The organism is Rhizobium sp. EC-SD404 (assembly GCF_902498825.1).
GTDB lineage: Bacteria > Pseudomonadota > Alphaproteobacteria > Rhizobiales > Rhizobiaceae > Georhizobium.
Map to the genome: position 1 here is coordinate 298838 of NZ_LR701459.1, position 19907 is coordinate 318744.

Genomic DNA, 19907 nt, shown 5'->3' on the forward strand with positions numbered 1-19907 from the left:
TTCAGACACGCTCCCTCTCGCTTCCACACCTCAGTTAAGTGGCCATTAACCATGGCGCGGCTAGTGTTTGCCCGTAATTTGCGCCAATTGCGGCGCGCAATGCGGGTGTGGCATGCGACGAGCAATCGAAGTTGAAAACGGCAGTTTCGGCGGACGCGGACGTGAGAAACCGGGCTACAGCCAACTGGCTGCCCGGCAGAATCAGCGATCGATCTTTCGCATTCCGCCGCTTCTGAAGACACCGCTGCGCATCACCGGCGCGCTGACGATCGTCGCTCTCCTCGCATTCGCGGTAGGCGCATTGGCGACCTGGAACGTCAACGATCCGAGCTTCTCCTACGCCCATGGCGGGCGGCCCACCAATGCGCTCGGCTTTGCGGGTGCCGCGTTCGCCGATCTCGGCATGCAGTTCTTCGGTCTCGGCGCAGTCTTTGCGATGATAGCGCCCGTCTTCTGGGCGATCTTCCTGTTTCGTGGCGTGCCGCTCGTTCCGATCTTCCGCCGCATGATCGCTTGGATCTTCGGCGCGGCTCTCTTCTCCGCAGTGCTGGCCTGCATCACCCCGCCGGCACACTGGCCGCTGCCCACGGGTATTGGCGGCGTTTTCGGCGATATGGTGCTGCGGGTGCCCGCGTCTCTCATCGGCGGCTTTCCGTCCGGCATCTATTCGGTGCTGGTCGGGCTGGTGCTGATCGGCCCTGCAGTCTGGTTGTCGATGTATGCCGCAGTGCTCGTCGATCGCCGCGACGTCTTCGAGGCCGACGACCAGGAAGACTTCGTCGAGGCCGACGAAGAGGATGAGGACGATTTCGAGCCGGAAAGCGGCCGCCTGCTCGCGCTCGGAGCGATGGCACACTGGTGGTACTCGATGCGGGCGACCGCGCGCCGGATCAGCGGCGGTCGGATCGGGAAGGACCGCGGTCGCGACGAGTTCGAAGAGCCCTACGATTTCAACGACGACACCTTCGTCACCCTGGATGGCCGGCGCGAGCCGGAGATGACCGCGCGGGTCGCGACCGTTTCGGCCCGCCGTGCGGAACCTTCGATCGAATTCGATGACGCCATCGATGACGAAGACGCGCTCGATTTCGCCCCCGGTGTTCGCCGTGCCCCGGCACGTCCCGTGGAACCCGCATTCGATGATCCGATGCTCGGCAACGAGCGCGATGATCTGGATGACGATGTCGATCTCGACGACGGGATGATCGAGCCGGACTGGGCGCCTGCGGCTGCGCCGCAGCGCCAGCCGGCCCGACCCGTAGCGGAAGCGCCGGTGGCCCGTGCGGCTGTTCCTGTCCAAAAAGTTCGCAAACCGGTCAAGATCGACCGGGAAGCTCTGGCGAATTCGGGCGACGACGGTTTCGATCTGCCGTCGCTCGAGCTTTTGAATGAGGCGCAGAACCTCGGACGCGACGCGAGCCTCTCCGACGAGATCCTCGAACAGAACGCACGGATGTTGGAGGGCGTGCTGGAGGATTTCGGCGTCAAGGGCGAGATCATCCAGGTGAAGCCTGGCCCTGTCGTGACACTCTACGAGCTGGAGCCGGCGCCCGGCATCAAATCCTCCCGCGTCATCGGCCTTGCCGACGATATCGCCCGCTCGATGAGCGCGATCGCCGCCCGCGTGGCCGTCGTGCCCGGACGTAACGCGATCGGCATCGAACTGCCGAACGCCCGGCGCGAGACGGTCTATCTGCGCGAAATCATCGCCAGCCGCGATTTCGAACAATCCAAGGCGAAACTCGCGCTTGCGCTCGGCAAGTCGATCAATGGCGATGCCGTGGTCGTGGACATCGCCAAGATGCCGCACGTGCTCGTCGCCGGTACCACCGGTTCGGGCAAGTCGGTCGCCATCAACACGATGATCCTGTCGATCGTCTACCGCATGTCGCCGGAGAAGTGCCGGTTGATCATGATCGACCCCAAGATGCTCGAGCTTTCCGTCTATGACGGGATTCCGCATCTGCTGACGCCGGTGGTCACCGATCCGAAGAAGGCCGTCGTCGCGCTCAAATGGACCGTCCGGGAGATGGAAGAGCGCTACAAGAAGATGTCGAAGATCGGTGTGCGCAACATCGATGGCTTCAACCAGCGCGTCGAGCAGGCTTTGAAGAAGGGCGACATCATCTCGCGCACCGTCCAGACTGGCTTCGACCGGGAAACCGGCGAGGCCGTCTACGAGACGGAAGAGTTCGCGATGGAGGCGATGCCCTATATCGTCGTCATCATCGACGAGATGGCCGACCTGATGATGGTCGCCGGCAAGGAGATCGAAGGCGCGGTGCAGCGGCTGGCGCAGATGGCCCGTGCCGCCGGCATCCACGTGATCATGGCGACGCAGCGTCCGTCTGTCGACGTCATCACCGGCACGATCAAGGCGAACTTCCCGACCCGTATCTCCTTCCAGGTCACGTCCAAGATCGACAGCCGCACCATTCTGGGCGAGCAGGGCGCCGAACAGCTGCTCGGTATGGGCGACATGCTCTACATGGCCGGCGGTGGCCGCATCCAGCGCGTCCACGGACCCTTCGTATCGGACGAGGAGGTCGAGGACGTCGTCGCGCACCTGAAGGCGCAGGGCGTACCCGAATATCTCGACGCGATCACTGAAGACGACGAGGACGGCGAAGGCGGTCCCGGCGGGGGTGGTCCGGCAGGAACCTCCAATCTCGAAGGTTCCGACGACCCCTACGATCAGGCCGTCGCGGTCGTGCTCAGAGACGGCAAGGTTTCGACCTCCTATATTCAGCGTCGACTGGGCATCGGCTACAACCGCGCCGCATCGCTGATCGAACGTATGGAAAAGGAAGGGGTGATCGGTCCAGCAAACCATGCCGGAAAACGCGAGATTCTGGTCCCGACCGAGGACGACATCTCGGGTCGGTGACGACGCTTCGACCTTCGGCGGGTGCGGCATTCTCGACGCGCGCGGAACCGACATAGTGGCGCCGCAGTTGACTGTGAAAAAACGCTTCGTAGGAGAAGACGATGACCAAAAGACTCGAAGCAGGATCGAACTCCGCTGCCGGATCGCGGCGCACTTTTCTGAAGGGTGCAGCCGGACTGTTGGCGATGGCGCTGGTGGCCATGCCTATCGCAGCAGCCATCCCCACTCCGGCAGCTGCGCAGAGCAACGAAATCGCCCAGCAGATCGCGAACCATTTCGCGTCCATCAGAACGATGACGGGCGACTTCGTTCAGTTCGGCCCGCGCGGCGAACAGACCGGCGGAACCTTCCACATCGCCCGTCCCGGCAAGATGCGGTTCAATTACCAGGAGCCTTCGCCGATCCGCGTGATCTCGGACGGCGATTCTGTCGTGATCGGCAACCAGAAGCTCGGCACCTGGGACGTCTATCCGCTGAACAGGACGCCGCTGGCGCTTCTCCTGTCGGAAAGCATCGATCTTTCGGCCTCGAACGTCGAATCGGTCAACCAGCAGCCGGACCTGATCACAATCGTCATGTCGGACAGCTCCATGTTCGGCAATTCGAAGATCACCATGATGTTCGATCCCAATACCTATGATCTGAAGCAGTGGACGATGCTCGACGCCCAGAACAAGGAAACGACGGTGATGATCATGAACGTCCAGACGGGCGTCGAGTTCGCCGCCAATGTCTTCGACGTGCCTTATGACGAATTGCGCGGGCGAGGCACGCAGCGCTGAGTTCTGCTTGCGCCATTTGAGCGCTGATCAAGCTTCCGCCATTGCCTCTTAGGCAAGCTGCACGATACATCCCCGGCATTCATCTGCCGGGGATTTCTCTTTGTCGTTTTCGATCGCCACGTGGAACATCAATTCCGTTCGCCTCCGCCTTCCGCTCGTCGAAGCATTTCTCGAAAGCCATCGGCCGGATGTGTTGTGTCTGCAGGAGACCAAGTGTCCGAACGATGCCTTTCCGTTCAAGCGTCTGCGCAAGCTCGGCTACGAGCACATCCTCGCGCACGGGCAGAAGGGCTATCACGGCGTCGCCACGCTCTCGCGCAATCCGATCCTTGCCGAAGAGCGGATGGATTTTGGCGATGTCGGCCATGCCCGTCATGCGTCCTGCGTTATCGCGGCGGGCGCCAAGCGGATACGAATCCACAATTTCTACGTTCCGGCGGGCGGCGACGAGCCGGATCCCGAGATCAATCCGAAATTCGCCCATAAGCTCGCTTATCTCGCGGAGCTGAAACTGGTGCATGCCGAGCGGGAGCGGAGCGAAGGCATATCGTCCATCCTGGTCGGTGACCTCAACATCGCGCCTTTGGAAACCGATGTGTGGTCGCACAAGCAATTGCTGCGCGTCGTCAGCCATACGCCGATCGAAACCGAAGGTTTGCTGCTGGCCCAAAGCTCGGGTGCATGGACGGATCTGATGCGGGTGCATATTCCGCCTGAGGAGAAGATCTTCACCTGGTGGAGTTATCGCGCAAAGGATTGGGGGGCATCCGATCGCGGGCGCAGGCTGGATCACATCTGGTCATCGGCCGATCTTGTCGAGAACCTCACACGGATCGATGTGCTGCGGGAGGCCCGCGGCTGGGAGCGGCCGTCCGATCACGTTCCGGTCATCGCCCATTTCGACCTCTAGACAACCGCTCGAGTTGCGCTCTACGGGCACCAACCACCGGACCCGCTCGTTCAACACCCGTCGGGACAACATCGAAGGCGCATTCATTTGAGCGAGGCAGGGCACGAAGATCGAGCGGAGGCGGATGGAGAAGACTGTGGCACGCTCGCCATGGACGATGACAATCCGCTGCAATCGGTCGTCTCCTGCGTCCGCGCGGCTGGCGGTGGCGACTTCGTTTCGATCGCGGACATTGTCTCCGCCCTCGGTCGGGCATCCTTCGCGCCGCTGTTGCTCGTGCCCGGTCTTATCATCATCAGCCCTCTCAGCGGCATTCCCGGCCTCTCGTCGATCGGTGGGTTCATTATTGCTCTGATCTCGATGCAGATGGCGCTGCAGCGCAGCCATGTCTGGCTGCCGCGATGGATTCTGAAGCGCGAGGTCGGACGCGATCGGCTAAACCGGGCTCTGGACTTCATGGAGAAGCCAGTCCGATTTGCCGACAAGTTCACGCGCCCACGTCTGCAACTGCTGGTCCAGCCGCCGCTCGCGCTGATCCCGCAGTTCCTGTGTGTCGCCTGCGGCGCGGCGATGCCGTTCTTCGAGCTCGTGCCGTTCTCTTCATCGCTGCTGGCGACGGCCGTTACGCTGTTTGCCACGGCACTGGTAACACGGGACGGGCTCTTGGCGCTTTTTGGCTATATCGTTCTGGGAGGTGGTGGTTCGGCCCTGTTCTTCTTCGTCGGCAACGCCGTGGACGCGATGTGAATTCGTCCCTTATTTAAGCGACAGCGCAACATCGAGGCGGCCCATGCGTTATCCCTCCAACCAAGGAGGCCTATAAAATGAACGATTCCGACAAGACGAAGAACCCCGCCAAGGAAAGCCTGGAAGAAGAGCGCAAGCACCAGGATACCGACGACAATCTGGAAGAGGGTCTGGAAGATACGTTCCCTGCCAGCGACCCGGTCTCGGCCACGCAGCCGAAGAAGCACAAGGGCAATGGCGACACGTAAGATCGCCTGATCCTCACAAAAAAAGGGCCTCCGTCTGGAGGCCCTTTTTCATTGAATGCCGGGCGGTTTAGCCGGCGTCTTTGTCTACCGGACGAGGGTCGACTTCCGGATCGGCGCTTTCATCCGGATCAGCGCCTTCATCGATCCCATCTTCGCCTTCGGCATCGTCCTCTTCGTCGAGCTGGCCCGAGCCGCCGACGGGATCGGGCAGTTCTTCGACGTGAAAACCGTCGACGCCGGCCGGCAAATCTTCCAGCTCCTCGTCGGCATAGGGGCGATTGCCCTGCAGGCGGCTTTCCTCGTTGCCGGGCTCGTCGCTATAGGGCCAGCCGTCGTCGATATTGCGTTCGGTGTAAGCCTTGTAATCTTCCTTGCGCGTGGTGGGTTCGCGCTCGCCTTCGGGTCGATCGGACATGCTCGTCTCCATGGTCATCTTCATGGATAGGAAACGCGGAGCTCGGTCGTTTGTTCAGCCGGTCCGGGTAGCTAGCCGCCGAGGCGCGGCGACAGGGCGCTCAGTTCTTCGATCAGGCGTTGAAGATTGGCCTCGATGCGGCGCTGCATGATGGTGCCGAGCTCGGGATATTCCTCGATCATGCGATTGAACAGCGGGCGCGTGATGCGGATCACCTCGGACGATTCCGCCGCGACGGCCGTGGTCTTCCGCTCGGTGAGCGAAATCAGCGCCAATTCGCCGAGAAGCGTGCCGGGCTTGGCCGCGCCGAGCTTGATCGTCCGGCCCTGAGGATCGGTGCGCTCGAGATCGAATGTGCCGCTCGCCACCGCATAGGCGCAGTCGGCCGCAGCACCTTGCCGAAAAAGCACCTGCCCGGCGGGAATGCGGCGCCGTTCGGCGCCAAACGCGACAAGGCGCAATTGTTCATCGCTCAGGTCGCCGAAAATCGGCACGTCGCCAAGAAGCGAAATATCGTCTTTCAGGGACATGAAGCGATGCTCGTCCTTGCGCGCATCACGGTACGATCTTGTATCCGCCGCTCTCCGTCACCAGGATTTCGGCGTTGGATGGATCGCGCTCGATCTTCTGCCGCAGGCGGTACACATGGGTTTCCAGCGTGTGGGTGGTCACGCCGGAATTGTAGCCCCACACTTCTTCCAGCAGGACGTCGCGGGTGACCACCTTCTGGTCCGCACGGTAGAGGTATCGGATGATCGCCGATTCCTTTTCCGTCAGGCGGATCTTGCCGCCGCTCTCATCGGTCAGGAGCTTCTGGCTCGGCTTGAACGTGTAGGGACCGACGGTGAAGGTCGCATCTTCGCTCTGCTCGTGCTGGCGCAATTGCGCGCGGATCCGTGCAAGAAGTACCGCGAAGCGGAACGGCTTGATGACATAGTCGTTGGCGCCGGATTCAAGTCCGAGGATCGTATCGGAATCGGTGTCGTGACCGGTCAGCATGATGATGGGGGACTTGAAGCCACCCTTTCTCAGAAGCTTGACCGCCTCGCGGCCATCCATGTCCGGCAGCCCGACATCCATGATCAGAAGGTCGACCGACGCGCTACGGGCGGTCTGGACGCCTTTGGTCGCCGTCGGCTCTTCCAGCAAATCGAATTCTTCGCAGAGCGCGAGTTGCTCCTTCAAGGTCTCGCGCAGATCCGTATCATCATCGACGATCAGGATGGTGCGAGAGGTCATGGGGCAACTCCTGTGTTCGGTTTGCGCATCAGCGCGTAAAGCCGAATGTTTAGGCGCTTTGCCTTCGTCGTCAAAGTGGTAAATGTGATCGCCGATCCGCCAAGCCCCCGGGACACCGCAAATTGATCGGTCCGTTATCACCATCCGTCATCACCGTGCGCCGCAAGCCGGGCCACGATAGCCGGGGCCTTTTGTCGGTCGGCGGCGGCATCGGCTTCGACGTGGCGCTCGGCAAAGGCGGCATATCGGCCTTCAAGCGCGAAGGCGATGGCGCCACGCCGCGGACCGAAATGGCAGTGCTTCATGGCTATTGGCGCGCCGACAAAGGGCCGCGTCCCGAGACGGCTTTGCCCATGCGGCCTATTCGCCACGATGCCGGCTGGTGCGACGCGCCTTGGCATGCCGCTTATAACCGTCCTGTCAGGCTGCCGTTTCCGCAAAGCGCCGAAACGATGTGGCGGACGGACGATCTCTACGACATCGTCCTCGTGCTCGATTGGAACATCGGTCGGCGCCAGGCGGGCCGCGGCAGCGCCATCTTCATGCATCTCGCGCGTCCGGGTTATCTGCCGACGGAAGGCTGCATCGCGCTGAAGCGTCGCGACATGCTGCGATTGATACAGTTCGTATCTTCGTTCACGCGCGTTGCGGTGATCGGCTGAACCTTTAAGCCGTCGCGCGGAAGCGATAGACGCTCGTGCGCTTCACCTCGGAATCCTCGAGCGCCGTCAGAACTGGCACATCGTAGGTGGCGAGCTTCTCGAGATGATCAACCGGTTTGTAGCTGCGGCCGGGATCGCCCACGAACACGGTAGCGCCACGCGCCGCGAGGGCTTCGAACCAGGGCAGGATCGCTTGCGTCATCGCCCGGTCGTAGAAGACGTCGCCGGCGAGGACGACATCCCAGCCCTCGTCCAGACCGACCAACTCACGCGACGTGGTCTCCATTGTGAGATGGTTGAGCGTGGCGTTGAGCTTGCAGGCGCTGAGCGCCCACTTGTCGGTATCGACGGCCAGGACTTGGTGCGCACCCGCTTTCAGCGCCGCGATCGCGACGATGCCCGAGCCAGTCGCAAAATCCAGCACGGTCTTGCCGGCGACGCATTCCGGATGGTCGAGGATGTAGCGCGCGAGCCCCTGGCCGCCGGCCCAGGCAAAGGCCCAGAATGGCGGCGGCAGACCAATGGCGCCGAGCTCTTCCTCGGTCTTCAGCCACAGATCATGGGCTTCCGTGGCCAGATGCAGCGCGATCTCCGGCACATGGGGCGGGCGTGTCACGCTGGTGTTTTCGCGGATGAAGCGCTCGGCGATCAAGTCGGGATCGGCCGCGTTTTCCATTCAGCGCGGCGGCTTGTCGAGCCCGCCCATGCAGCAGACTTCCAGATATTCGTCTTCCGTCACCGGCTGTACCGAAAGGCGCATCGACGTCACCAACGACATCTCGGCGAGCTTCGGATTGGCCTTCACATCCTTCAGGGTGACCGGCTTCGGCATATCGCGGACGGCGCGGATGTCGACGCATTCCCAGCGAGGATCGTCGATCGTCGTGTCCGGATGGATCTCGCTGCAGACCTCGACGATGCCGACGACTTCCAGGCCTTCATTGGAATGATAGAAGAAGCCTTTGTCGCCGATCTTCATGGCGCGCATGTTGTTGCGTGCCTGATAGTTGCGGATGCCGTCCCACTGCTCGCCCTTGTCGCCTCGGGCCTTCTGCATGTCCCACGACCATTTGAACGGCTCGGACTTGAACAGCCAGTATGCCACGGTCAGCGCGCCTCCGGCGGGTTGAACGTCCAGTTCCACGGAGAAACCTCTACGGTTTCGAAGAGGCCGGCCTTGGCATAGGGGTCAGAAGCCGCGACCGTCTCGGCCTCGGCGAGGTCGGCGCATTCGAAAATCAGAAGGCTGCCGAACGGCTTGCCGTCTTCACCGAGCAGGGGCCCCGCGATTTTCAGGACGCCGTTCGCATTCAACGCATTGAGATGCTCGACATGGGCGGGACGCGTATCCAGGCGCAATTGCAAGGAGCCAGGCTTGTCCCGGCAGATGGCGGCGAAATACATCGGCTTACTCGCTATCGTTGACGATCGGGCTTGAGTGCCGCGCTAATTCGCCCGGGGGGAACGATCCGTCAAGTCTTCGGCCACTTGGTCGGAAGTTGCGTCCTCGCTGCGAAGCGGGCGGCGCATTAGGTGCTCCATGGCTTGGCCTACGGTCAGCCGTCCCTCGATGACATCCGAAACGGCGTTTGCGATCGGCAGTTCGATACCGGCCTGGCGGGCGAGATCGCAGGCGACTGCAGCCGTGAAGGCCCCTTCCGTCAGGGGCTGGCCGGGTTGGGAGAGGTCTTTCGGAGGCACTCCTTGTCCGATGGCGCGTCCGAAGCGGAAATTGCGCGACTGTTCGCTGGTGGCCGTCAGCACCAGATCGCCGAGGCCCGAAAGACCTGCGATTGTTTCCGCCTTGCCACCGAAGGCAGCCGCAAACCGCGTCATTTCGGCCAGACCGCGGGCGATGAGCGCAGCGCGGGCGGATTGGCCGAGTGCGGCGCCATCGACGATGCCGGCTGCGATGGCAAGCACGTTCTTCAGCGCGCCGCCGATCTCTACACCAGCAACATCGCCGCTCGCATACAGCCTGAAACTGTCGCCGGACAGCGCGGCAGACGTCGCCTCGGCCCTCGCGCGATCTGCGGAAGCCAAAGTCATTGCGGTGGGCAGGCCGTTTGCCATGTCGGCCGCAAAGCCGGGGCCGGAGAGAACCGAGATCGGCAGGCCGGGTGCCGCTTCGGCGGCCACCTCTGAAAGGAAACGATGCGATGCGCGCTCGATGCCCTTGGCGCAGATGACGAGTTCGCATTCCGAACCGACATGCGGGCGCAGAGCCCGGATCATCTCGCCCTGCGCTTGAGCCGGCACGGCAACGAGGATGCGGTGGACGCCGGCAAGAGCGGTCAGGTCGTTCTGCAGCTCGATACGCTCAGGAAGGGGGATGCCCGGCAGAAAACGCGCGTTGGTTCGCGTCTCGCGCATTTCCGTGACCTGCGCTGCATTGCGCGCATAAAGCACGAGCGGTTCGGATCGGCTGCGCGCAAGCGTACAGGCAAGCGCCGTTCCGAAAGCGCCGGCACCGACGATGGCGAGATCCGGCGCGCTCACGCCTTCGCCCCGCGGCGACCGGAGCCGATGCGGACCTCGGCGCTCTCGTCGAGTGGCCAGCGCGAGCGCGGCGCGACCTCGGCCGTATCTGCCGGCAAGCCCAGCGCCATCCGTTCGGCTCCGGCCCAGGCGATCATTGCCGCATTGTCGGTACAGAGCTCAATCGGCGCTGCGATGAGACGAAATCCATGGCGGTCGGTCAGCGAAGCGAGCGCGGTTCGGATCGCGCGGTTTGCCGCAACGCCACCGGCAACCACCATTGCGGGTGTATCGATCTCAGGGAAATCCGCACGAAACCGGGAGAGGCCGCGCGAGAGGCGTTCCTCCAGCGTGTCCGTCACGGCTTTTTGAAACGAGGCGCAAAGATCGGCGACGTCCTGCTCCGAGAGCGGAGCATGTTTGGCGGCCTGCTGGCGCACGGCTGTCTTCAGACCGGAAAAGGAAAAATCGAGCCGCTCTTCGCCGCGCATCGGCCGCGGCAGGTCGAAGCGAAGCGGATTGCCCGTCGCTGCGCGCCGCTCCACCTCAGGCCCGCCGGGATAGGCAAGGCCGAGGAGCTTTGCCGTCTTGTCGAATGCTTCACCCAGCGCATCGTCGATCGTGGTGGCGAGCCTTCGGTAGTCGCCGACACCGGCCACGACCAGTAGCTGCGTGTGCCCGCCGGAAACGAGCAGCAGCAGATAGGGGTCCCTGATCCCGTCGGTCAGGCGTGCCGTCAGTGCGTGGCCTTCGAGATGATTGACGGCAAAGAGCGGCTTGCCTGTCGCCGCGGCGATCGCCTTCCCGGTCATCAGCCCGACGATCAGTCCGCCGATTAGGCCCGGACCGCTGGTGGCCGCAACCGCGTCGACGTCATCGAGGGTCGTCTTCGCCCGAGCGAGCGCTTCCGAAATGATGCCGTCCAGCGCCTCGACATGGGCTCGTGCCGCGATTTCCGGCACGACACCGCCGAAGGGCGCGTGCTCGTCGAGCTGGCTCAGGACGACGTTGGACAGGATGTCACCCGATCCATCAGGATTGCGGCGAACGAGCGAGGCCGCAGTTTCGTCGCAGCTCGTTTCGATGCCGAGGACAAGAATGGAATTTGGCATGATGGGGCTTCGTCGACTGTGACCTGGCGATTGCAGGGGCCCGCAATCCCGTTTACCTGTCGTGCGGTAACATGGACGGAGAGGCATGCGAAAGAGACAATACCGCATCGGTACGCGTGGCGGCCCGCTCGCGCTCAAGCAGGCGCATGAACTCAAGGGTCGCCTGATGGCGGCACATGGACTTGACGAAGACTGTTTCGAGATCGTCGTTCTTTCGACGAAGGGCGACCGCATCACCGATCGGCCGCTCTCCGAAATCGGCGGCAAGGGTCTCTTTACGCTGGAGCTCGAAGAGCAACTCTCCGACGGCAGGCTCGATCTCGCCGTACACTCCTCCAAGGACATGGCGACGAAGCTGCCGGATGGGCTTTATCTTTCTGCGTTCCTCGAGCGCGAAGATGTGCGCGACGCCGTGATCGGCCGCACCGCACCTTCGATAGAGGCTCTCCCGGAAGGCGCGATCGTCGGGTCTTCATCGCTGCGGCGTCAGGCGCTCATCCGCCGGCTCAGGCCCGATCTCAACGTAATCACCTATCGCGGTCTCGTCGAAACCCGGCTTCGCAAGCTGGCTGAAGGCCAGGTGGATGCGACGTTGCTGGCATTCGCCGGGCTCAAGCGGCTCGGCATGGAAGAAGTCGTCACGCATCTTCTCGACGTCGATAGCTTTCCGCCAGCGCCGGGCCAGGGAGCGATCTGCGTCGAAAGCCGGATCGGCGATGGCGACGTCGCGCAGCTTGTGGAGCCGGTCGATCACGCTGCGACGCATGCAGCGCTGCTGTGCGAGCGGGCTTTCCTGAAGGAACTCGATGGCTCCTGCCGCACGCCGATTGCCGGTCTTGCGCAGCTCGTCGATGGCACGCTGACATTTTCCGGCATGATCCTGAGGCCCGATGGCAGCGAAGCGCACGACATCAGCGCAGAGGGCGATCCAGTGAACGCCGTCCACATCGGTATGCAGGCCGGGCGCACTGTCCGCGAGCGCGCCGGAGCGGATTTTTTCGCCGACTGGACCTGAAGCCTTGCGCGTCATCGTCACCCGTCCGGAGCCTGGTCTGTCACGCACGATGGCCCGGCTCGGTGCGGAGGGCTACGATGCAGTTGCATTGCCGCTGACACGCGCCAAGTCGCTCGGTGACGGCGTGAAAGCCGTGCAGGAGATGCACCCCGACGTCTATGTCGCGACGAGTGCCGCCGCTCTCGATGCTGCGGCCGATAACCTCGATCTCACCTTGCCGATCTGGACCGTCGGGCCGGCAACCGCGCAGCGTGCCCGAAAGGCCGGGTTCGCCGATGTCCGGCAAGGGCCGGGCGAAGGGCAGGGGCTTGCGCGCGCCATCATCGAAACGGAAGTGCCTGACCTCAGGCTCCTCTATCTCGCCGGTCGGGAACGCACCGCTGGGTTCGAAGACATATTGAAAGCTGCGGGGAGGGCGATCGATGTCGTGGAAGTCTACGATGTCGAACAGATCGACCATGGCGCAGACCTGATCGCCAACACATTCACGGGCAATCCGGCGGTGATGCTCTATTCGGGAGGGGCGGCGCGCGCGCTTGCCGACCAGGTGCTTCATGAGACCGCGATTATTGCTGTGTGCATGAGCGAAAACGTCGCGGCCTCATTGCCCGAAAATTGGCTGGCGACGTGCGTCGTGGCCGAGGCTCCGAACGAGGATGGAATGCTCGCTGCTCTGGCCCGGATTCGGAACCAACGCAGATAAATGCCGTTTATGCATTTCAGTCTCCCCCTTGTCCGTTCTATGATCGGCCTCTTATTTTAGTGACCGATGAGGATTGCCTATGGCCAAGCCCGTGCAGCGCCGCCGCTCCGCCAAATCTGCCGATCAAGTTTCCGGTGTCGACACGACGCCGGCAGGTGCGCGAGCACCCGCCGAAACCGCAATTGTGCGTTCGGCGGAGCATGTGAAGGCGATCGATCTTCAGCGATCCCCATCGGCCAAGGCCGCACGATCGTCAATTCCGACTTCCGCAGCCACATCGGCCGCTGCCCCTGCGACGTCTGCGGCGTCGAGCGCCGGTGCGACAGCCAAGCCATCGCAGCCCAATCCATCGGCTTCATCGCAAGCAACCCGACCGAGTGTTTCGACAGCTCCAGCTGCCGCTGCACAGCATAAGTCGGGCGGCGGTGCCATGGGGCACGGCATCGCGGCCGTTATCGGCGGCCTTGTGGTGCTTGCCGGCCTGGGTGCCTATCAGCTGATGGCTCCGAACGAGGTCGCGGACAGCGGGCAGGCTGACACGGTCGCCTCGCTCGAAGCGCAGATCGCCGAACTGCGCGACAGCGTCGCCGCCATGACGGAAGCAGCCGGCAACGGCGAGCCGGTGGAGGATACCGCGTTGCGCGATGAGCTCACGGCGCTCGGTGAGCGGATCGCTTCGATCGAGTCTGCCGCGACCGACGATATTTCGGCCGATACGGCGGCGGCCAATACCGCTGCGCTCGATGAATTGAGGGCAGCTCTTGCTTCGGAGCAGGAAGCCCGGGATAGCCTGTCGAGCGAGATCGCGAGCCGGCTTGACGCCATCGAAGCCGATGTGGCCGATACGTCGGCTGAAGAGCGTGCAGCACTTGCCTTCGCTGCGGCATCGCTGAAGAGCGCGATCGACCGTGGTGGATCCTTCTCCGCCGAACTCGACGCATTCGCCGGCATCGCGCAGGACAATCAGGCGGCAGAGAGCCTGAGGCCTTTCGCCGATTCAGGTCTGCCGACGCGCACGGCGCTCGCCGAGCAATTTCCGGATGTGGCACGCGCAATGCTCGTGGCGATCAATGTCGGCTCGGAAGATGCCGGTGTTCTCGATCGTCTCATGTCCAGCGCGCTGTCGGTCGTGACCGTGCGGCCGACAGGCAATGTCGAAGGCGGAACGCCCGTGGCCCGGATTGCTCGGATGGAAGCGCGTATCAGCGAGGGTGATCTTGCCGCAGCGCTGACCGAGTGGGAAGCGTTGCCGGAACTCGCAAAGGCTGTTTCGCAAGATTATATCGCACAATTGCGCGGTCGCGCCGAGGCCGATGAGATCACCGATGCCGCCCTCGCCTCGGCTTCGGAAGCGATCTCCGCCGAAACCAACTAAGTCCGCGTGCCAAAAATAAACGTCGGGAGCCGTCCATGATCCGCATCTTGTTCTTCGTCGCTGTCATCCTGGCGCTTGGCCTGTGCTTCGCCTGGCTTGCGGATCGTCCAGGTGAGATGATCCTGATCTGGCAGGGCCAGCGCGTGGAAATGTCGCTGATTGCCGGCATCACCGGCTTTTTCCTGGCGCTTGCCGCGATCGTCTTCCTGCTGTGGCTGGTGCGCACGCTGTTCTCCTCACCGCACCGCGTCAGCCGCTACATGCAGAACCGTCGGCGCGATACGGGCTACAACGCCCTGTCGCGTGGCCTCATCGCGGCTGGCGCCGGCGATGCAGCACTCGCAAAGCGGATGAGCCGTCGCACTCGCACGCTGATCGATGCCGACAAGGAGCCGCTGATCCACGTGCTCGAGGCCCAGACCTACATGATCGAAGGTCGCCACGACGATGCGCGGGCGAAATTCGAAGCGATGTCGGAGAAGCCGGAGACGCGGGCGCTCGGCCTGCGCGGCCTCTATCTCGAGGCTCGGCGCCTCGGCGCATCCGAAGCCGCTCAGCAATTCGCCGAGCGTGCGGTCGAGAAAGATCCGCAGCTTTCCTGGGCAGGCCAGGCAGCGCTCGAATACCGGACCAAGGACGGACAGTGGGACGACGCGATCCGGCTGCTCGACAAGCAGCGCCAAGCTCGCACGATCGAAAAGAGCGAAGCGGACCGCAAGCGCGCGGTTCTGCTGACCGCGCGCGCCATGAACGAGCTGGAATCCGATCCGCGGCGTGCTGCATCGGATGCGCAGGAAGCGTTGCGCCTCGCACCAACGCTCGTGCCCGCCGCCGTCGTCGCGGCAAAAGCGCTCTTCCGCCAAAATGATCTGCGGCGCGGTTCGCGCATTTTGGAAAAAGCCTGGAAGCACAGCCCGCATCCGGAAGTCGGCGCGACCTATGTTCGCGCGCGCATCGGCGATTCGGTGCAGGATCGCCTGAAGCGTGCCCGCAAGCTTGAGGCATTGAAGCCCAATCATCTGGAGTCGCTGACCTTGGTTGGGCGCGCTGCGCTCGATGCACATGATCATACGCTCGCCCGCCAACGCGCCGAGGCAGCCCTGCGCATCTCTCCGCGCGAAGGGCTCTATCTGTTGCTCGCCGATATCGAAGAGGCCGATACGGGCGACCAGGGACGCGTTCGCCATTGGATGGCTCAGGCCCTGCGCGCACCGCGCGACCCATCCTGGACCGCAGACGGTTACGTCTCGGAGCAATGGGCGCCGTTGTCTCCGGTCACGGGCAAGCTCGATGCGTTCGTCTGGAAGGTCCCGGTCGAGCAGTTGTCGGGTCCCGAGCTCGAGGCGCAGCCTTATTCGGTAAAGGATGCCGAGCACGCCATTCAGACCGTTCCGCCGGTCGCCAAGCCGGAGCCGACGCCGCCGGCCCAGCCGCCGCGTACGACGGTTGAAACGAAGCCCGTGGCGGCGACCGAAGCCAAGGCGTCGGCAGCACCTGCAGCGAGCAAGTCGGAAGTCACTCCGCAGTCCACGCATCCCGTCAGGGAAGAGGCTGGTGTCGACACCCGGTCGTCAGAGAGCGCCGAAAAGAAGCCATCCGCTGCCGTCAACGCCTCGGACGAGCGCGGCGCTGTCGTCATCCCGCTGCAGTCGACCAAGGATACGGCGACCAAGGATACGGCGACCAAGCGTGACGACGTGGCCCCTGCCGCACCGGTTGCCGGCACCGTGAAGGAACAGCCCGCGGCGGATCAGAAGACCGCAGGGCCCACACCGTGGTTTCGTCGCAAGCCGGTGGTGACAGAGCCGCTCGATCGTGCCGTCGATACGTCGACCTCCGAAGACAAGCCGGCACCGCGCAGCGACGTCCAGGCGGCTGTCCCTGCACCTCAGGACAAGCCACAAGCGGCGGCCCAAGCGCCGCAGGCGGCCCCGAGGCCAGTCATCGTCGAGAGTGCATCAACGACACACGGCGCGGCAGAATCGGCCAGCACGCCGGCTCCGGTGTCACCACACCGCCCGCGCGTTGTAGAGCGGACTGATCCAGCGCGCACTGATCCGGCAAAGTCGGAAAAGGAGCGTGAAGAGCGCTTCCTGACGCAGCGGATCGACGATCCCGGTGTCCGTCGAAACGAAAACTCCGAAGAGCGTGGCAAATCGCAGTCTTCGCGCTTCCGTCTGTTCTGAGAGGCCTCACTCTAGGGCTGCCCATCAAACAGGCGCGTCACTGTGACGCGCCTGCAACAGTCGATGCATTGCGCGACTCAATTTGATCTGTAGTTATTGGGGCCATGCTCGAGCGTCTCCAAAAACTGTTCCAATCCGTCACCCATAGTGACCGCACCTCGCATCACTTGACGCGGGACGATCCACGCGTGGCTGCGGCGGCGTTGTTCTTTCACGTGGTCGATGCGGATGGCGATATCCAGCCGGGAGAACGCAAGAAGCTTCGCGACGTCGTCGCCGCGGCCTACGATCTCAAGGGCAGTGAGTTGGATGCCGTGCTCAAGGCGGGCGAGAAGGCAGACGATGAAGCTGTCGATCTCTATGCATTCACCAGCGTGCTCAAACGGTCGCTGGATGAAGAGCAGAGGGTCAATTTCGTAGAGCTCCTTTGGGAAGTGGTTTACGCCGACGGCGAGCGCCACGAATTGGAGGAGAATGTCGTCTGGCGCATCGCCGAACTTCTCGGGGTGTCGACCAGACAGCGTGTGTGGGCCAGACAACGCGTGGAAGGCGAGCAGGATTGATGAACTTCATGTCTGGACGACAGGGTTTTGGAGAGAGGGGATTTAATCCCGCACCGCGCATCCTCGTCGTGCTGCACCAGGAACGATCGAGCCCGGGACGGGTAGGTCTGATGCTGCAGCAGGCTGGATTTGCGCTGGATATCCGCCGTCCGGTCCTGGGCGATCCGCTTCCCGATACGCTCGAGCGCCATGTGGGCGCGATCATTTTCGGTGGCCCGATGAGCGCCAATGACGAAGATGAAGGCATTCGGCGAGAGATCGACTGGCTGAAGGTGCCGCTGTCGGAGAACAAGCCGTATCTCGGCATCTGCCTCGGCGCGCAGTTGCTGGTGCGCCATCTCGGCGGCAAGGTCGAGGCGCATCCCGATGGCCTGACCGAAATCGGCTGGTATCCGTTACGGCCGACGCCCGAGGGTGCGGCGCTGATGAACTGGCCGTCGATGGTCTACCATTTTCACCGGGAAGGCTTCGATCTGCCACGCGATGCGACGCTTCTCGCAACCGCCGACGATTACGAAAATCAGGCCTTCCGCTTCGGGGAGAATGCGTGGGGCGTCCAGTTCCACGGAGAGCTGACCCAGGCCATGATGCATCGCTGGGTGGTCCACGGGGCACAGCGCTTCGAATTGCCCGGTGCGCAGCAGGGGCGCGACCATCTTCACGGCCGCATGATCCATGACGGGCCGCTGCGTGCATGGCTGGCGGAGTTCCTGGCGATGATCTTCATGCGCCGGCTCGACCGCGAAATGGACGCCATGGCGGCCCGCCACGGCTGAACGCCATTCGGTGCGGCAGCAGGCGCACTTGCCGGGAAAGATGGGAGTGGCTACATCTCGGCCAGCCCGTAACGGAGAGTGAGAATGATAGCCGTCTTCCAGACCATCGATCTGGCTTTGAGCATCTACACCTGGATCATCATCGGCAGCGCCATCTTCTCGTGGCTCTATGCGTTCAACGTGGTCAATTCCAACAACCGCTTCGTCGCGATGGTGGCAGAATTTCTCTACAAGGCGACCGAGCCGGCGCTTCGGCCCCTGCGGCGCATCCTGCCAAATCTCGGTGGCCTGGACATCTCGCCGATCGTCCTGCTGCTCATCATCTTCTTCATCCGCTCCTTCATGTGGAACACGATCGCTCCGGCGCTCGTATAAGCAGATCATCGACACCGGTTCGGCCGGTGCGTGACCGAAACGAAAAGGGCCGCCGCATCCTGGATGCGGCGGCCCTTTCGCGTTCATACGTCGGGACGGAGATTACTTCCGGCCGCGCTCGATGGCTTCGGTGATATAGCGGCGTGCCGCATCGGCGCCCTGCCAATCTTCCACGCGAACCCATTTGCCGGGTTCCAGATCCTTGTAGTGCTCGAAGAAGTGCTGGATCTGCTGCAGGGTGATTTCCGGCAGGTCGGTGTGATTGAACACTTTCTCGTACCGCTTGGTCAGCGCCGAGACCGGAACGGCAATGATCTTTTCGTCCCTGCCGGAATTGTCTTCCATCAAGAGCACGCCGATCGGGCGCACATTGATGACGCAGCCCGGGATGAGAGGGCGCGTGTTGCAGACGAGCACGTCGATCGGGTCGCCGTCTTCCGACAGGGTGTGCGGCACGAAACCGTAATTGCCCGGATAGGTCATCGGCGTATGCAGGAAGCGATCGACGACCAGTGTCCCGGATTCCTTGTCCATCTCGTACTTGATCGGCTGCCCGCCAACGGGAACTTCGATGATGACGTTGACGTCTTCAGGCGGATTGTGGCCGATTGAGATGGCATCGATGCGCATGGGAACTCTCATGTTGGAGGGAGAACTTTGCCGGGGAAATACCGACAATCACGCGCCAAAGCAACTGTGGCCGCCCGCCCACGCCGTGTCAGGCTTGAGGGAGTGCGACGCTATCGCGCTGAAAGTGCCGTGTGAGCCGACCTCAAAAAGGCGGGCAGAAGCTAAGCCCAGATGAAAGCAATCTTGCCGAGGCGCTTTCCGTCGAAGGTTTCGGTGCCTTCGGCCACGTCGCGTCCGCCACTCTGGCGGTAGAACTGCACGGCGCGGTCGTTGTCCTCGAGCGTCCAGACGACGACGCCGCGGCAGCCGAGCGACGACAGAAGCCGTCGTGCTTCGGTGAAGAGACGCTTGCCCAGGCCGATGCCCTGATATTCCGGGCGCAGATACAGCTCATAGATCTCGCCTTCCTGCGGCAGGGCAGGGGCGCGGTTCAGGCCAAGCGTCGCATACCCTGCGACGGTGCCGCCAACATCGAGCACGAGAATGCTGGTCGACCCATTGATGGCGCGCGTCCACCATTTCACGTTGCGGCGTTCCATCATGGCCCGCAGCGTCTTGAAGGGAATCAGGCCGGAATAGGCATGCGCCCACGCAGCGCGGTGCGTTTCGGCAATCGCCTGCGCGTCGTCGGGCAACGCGGGACGGACATCGATGGAAAGCGTCTTCATGGCACGAATCCTACCGCTTCGGATTCCGCCGACGAAGCGCCTCGGGGAGCAGATGGGCCCTCGCCCACAGCTCATTTGGTCCGACAACCCGAAACAAGTTTAACGCTTCGTTAACGTTTTCGGCAAGAGAGGCCGA

The 19907-nt window shown here is 62.9% G+C and carries 22 protein-coding genes and 1 pseudogene; 13 read left to right on the forward strand and 10 right to left on the reverse strand.

Annotation, left to right across the window (positions count from 1 at the left end; translation table 11 throughout):
• The first annotated feature begins 112 nt into the window (after window positions 1–112).
• The 5 genes from GC125_RS02470 to GC125_RS19885 all read left to right on the forward strand — a co-directional run bounded on the left by GC125_RS02470 (window position 113) and on the right by GC125_RS19885 (window position 5574).
• Window positions 113–2887, forward strand: a complete 2775-nt coding sequence (locus tag GC125_RS02470; protein ID WP_151983801.1) for a DNA translocase FtsK — start codon at window positions 113–115, stop codon at window positions 2885–2887.
• A 101-nt stretch (window positions 2888–2988) separates the two neighbouring features.
• On the forward strand, window positions 2989–3669 hold the full coding sequence (locus GC125_RS02475) for a LolA family protein (RefSeq protein ID WP_151983803.1): 681 nt from the start codon (window positions 2989–2991) through the stop codon (window positions 3667–3669).
• 100 nt (window positions 3670–3769) lie between these two features.
• Window positions 3770–4579 (forward strand): exodeoxyribonuclease III, encoded by an 810-nt coding sequence (locus GC125_RS02480; protein ID WP_151983805.1) that lies wholly within the window; start codon window positions 3770–3772, stop codon window positions 4577–4579.
• An 87-nt stretch (window positions 4580–4666) separates the two neighbouring features.
• Complete coding sequence (locus GC125_RS02485; RefSeq protein ID WP_199864405.1) at window positions 4667–5326, forward strand: exopolysaccharide biosynthesis protein; 660 nt, start codon at window positions 4667–4669, stop codon at window positions 5324–5326.
• A 77-nt stretch (window positions 5327–5403) separates the two neighbouring features.
• Window positions 5404–5574, forward strand: coding sequence for a hypothetical protein (locus GC125_RS19885; protein ID WP_199864406.1), 171 nt, complete (start codon window positions 5404–5406; stop codon window positions 5572–5574).
• Window positions 5575–5641: 67 nt separating this feature from the next.
• Here the strand turns inward: GC125_RS19885 and GC125_RS02490 are convergent, their stop codons facing one another.
• From GC125_RS02490 to GC125_RS02500, 3 genes are all read right to left on the reverse strand, one after another.
• On the reverse strand, window positions 5642–5989 hold the full coding sequence (locus tag GC125_RS02490) for a hypothetical protein (RefSeq protein WP_151983807.1): 348 nt from the start codon (window positions 5987–5989) through the stop codon (window positions 5642–5644).
• A gap of 71 nt (window positions 5990–6060) precedes the next feature.
• Window positions 6061–6519 carry a cyclic nucleotide-binding domain-containing protein gene (locus tag GC125_RS02495; RefSeq protein WP_151983809.1) on the reverse strand — a complete coding sequence of 153 codons (459 nt, stop codon included), beginning with the start codon at window positions 6517–6519 and terminating at the stop codon, window positions 6061–6063.
• A gap of 25 nt (window positions 6520–6544) precedes the next feature.
• Window positions 6545–7228, reverse strand: a complete 684-nt coding sequence (locus GC125_RS02500) for a response regulator transcription factor (RefSeq protein WP_151983811.1) — start codon at window positions 7226–7228, stop codon at window positions 6545–6547.
• A 122-nt stretch (window positions 7229–7350) separates the two neighbouring features.
• Here GC125_RS02500 and GC125_RS02505 point away from each other — a divergent pair, with 122 nt between their 5' ends.
• The gene (locus tag GC125_RS02505; protein WP_286165335.1) at window positions 7351–7890 is read left to right on the forward strand and encodes a L,D-transpeptidase family protein; all 540 of its coding nucleotides are present in this window, start codon (window positions 7351–7353) and stop codon (window positions 7888–7890) included.
• Window positions 7891–7894: 4 nt separating this feature from the next.
• Here the strand turns inward: GC125_RS02505 and GC125_RS02510 are convergent, their stop codons facing one another.
• The 5 genes from GC125_RS02510 to tsaD are packed head-to-tail and all read right to left on the reverse strand — an operon-like array spanning window position 7895 to window position 11480.
• A complete protein-coding gene (locus GC125_RS02510) occupies window positions 7895–8566 on the reverse strand; it encodes a class I SAM-dependent methyltransferase (RefSeq protein ID WP_151983813.1) in 672 nt (223 codons plus the stop codon).
• Window positions 8567–8995 carry an EVE domain-containing protein gene (locus tag GC125_RS02515; protein ID WP_151983815.1) on the reverse strand — a complete coding sequence of 143 codons (429 nt, stop codon included), beginning with the start codon at window positions 8993–8995 and terminating at the stop codon, window positions 8567–8569.
• Between the two features lie 2 nt (window positions 8996–8997).
• Window positions 8998–9294, reverse strand: coding sequence for a YciI-like protein (locus tag GC125_RS02520; RefSeq protein ID WP_151983817.1), 297 nt, complete (start codon window positions 9292–9294; stop codon window positions 8998–9000).
• 42 nt (window positions 9295–9336) lie between these two features.
• Entirely contained in the window at window positions 9337–10389 is a 1053-nt protein-coding gene (locus GC125_RS02525) for an NAD(P)H-dependent glycerol-3-phosphate dehydrogenase (RefSeq protein WP_151983819.1), read from the reverse strand.
• Entirely contained in the window at window positions 10386–11480 is a 1095-nt protein-coding gene (gene tsaD / locus GC125_RS20195; protein WP_151983821.1) for a tRNA (adenosine(37)-N6)-threonylcarbamoyltransferase complex transferase subunit TsaD, read from the reverse strand. Before tsaD ends, GC125_RS02525 begins: the two co-directional genes overlap by 4 nt.
• Before the next feature lie 85 nt (window positions 11481–11565).
• Between tsaD and hemC the strand changes: the two genes are divergently transcribed.
• The 7 genes and pseudogenes from hemC (at window position 11566) to GC125_RS02565 (ending at window position 18473) form a co-directional block, all read left to right on the forward strand.
• Window positions 11566–12495, forward strand: a complete 930-nt coding sequence (gene hemC / locus GC125_RS02535) for a hydroxymethylbilane synthase (RefSeq protein ID WP_151983823.1) — start codon at window positions 11566–11568, stop codon at window positions 12493–12495.
• Window positions 12496–12499: 4 nt separating this feature from the next.
• A complete protein-coding gene (locus tag GC125_RS02540) occupies window positions 12500–13198 on the forward strand; it encodes a uroporphyrinogen-III synthase (protein WP_151983825.1) in 699 nt (232 codons plus the stop codon).
• Between the two features lie 79 nt (window positions 13199–13277).
• Window positions 13278–14573, forward strand: coding sequence for a COG4223 family protein (locus GC125_RS02545; RefSeq protein WP_151983827.1), 1296 nt, complete (start codon window positions 13278–13280; stop codon window positions 14571–14573).
• 35 nt (window positions 14574–14608) lie between these two features.
• Window positions 14609–16039 (forward strand): annotated as a pseudogene (locus GC125_RS20200) (heme biosynthesis protein HemY); the annotation flags it as partial.
• 824 nt (window positions 16040–16863) lie between these two features.
• Window positions 16864–17322: a tellurite resistance TerB family protein gene (locus GC125_RS02555; RefSeq protein ID WP_151983831.1), complete on the forward strand. Its 459-nt coding sequence runs from the start codon at window positions 16864–16866 to the stop codon at window positions 17320–17322.
• Window positions 17323–17330: 8 nt separating this feature from the next.
• Window positions 17331–18098, forward strand: coding sequence for a glutamine amidotransferase (locus GC125_RS02560; RefSeq protein WP_151987462.1), 768 nt, complete (start codon window positions 17331–17333; stop codon window positions 18096–18098).
• A gap of 84 nt (window positions 18099–18182) precedes the next feature.
• On the forward strand, window positions 18183–18473 hold the full coding sequence (locus tag GC125_RS02565; RefSeq protein WP_151983833.1) for a YggT family protein: 291 nt from the start codon (window positions 18183–18185) through the stop codon (window positions 18471–18473).
• Window positions 18474–18575: 102 nt separating this feature from the next.
• Here GC125_RS02565 and ppa read toward each other — a convergent pair whose 3' ends face one another.
• Together ppa and GC125_RS02575 are read right to left on the reverse strand one after the other, a co-directional pair.
• On the reverse strand, window positions 18576–19103 hold the full coding sequence (gene ppa / locus GC125_RS02570) for an inorganic diphosphatase (RefSeq protein ID WP_151983835.1): 528 nt from the start codon (window positions 19101–19103) through the stop codon (window positions 18576–18578).
• A 161-nt stretch (window positions 19104–19264) separates the two neighbouring features.
• Window positions 19265–19771 carry a GNAT family N-acetyltransferase gene (locus GC125_RS02575; RefSeq protein WP_151983837.1) on the reverse strand — a complete coding sequence of 169 codons (507 nt, stop codon included), beginning with the start codon at window positions 19769–19771 and terminating at the stop codon, window positions 19265–19267.
• Window positions 19772–19907 lie beyond the last annotated feature (136 nt).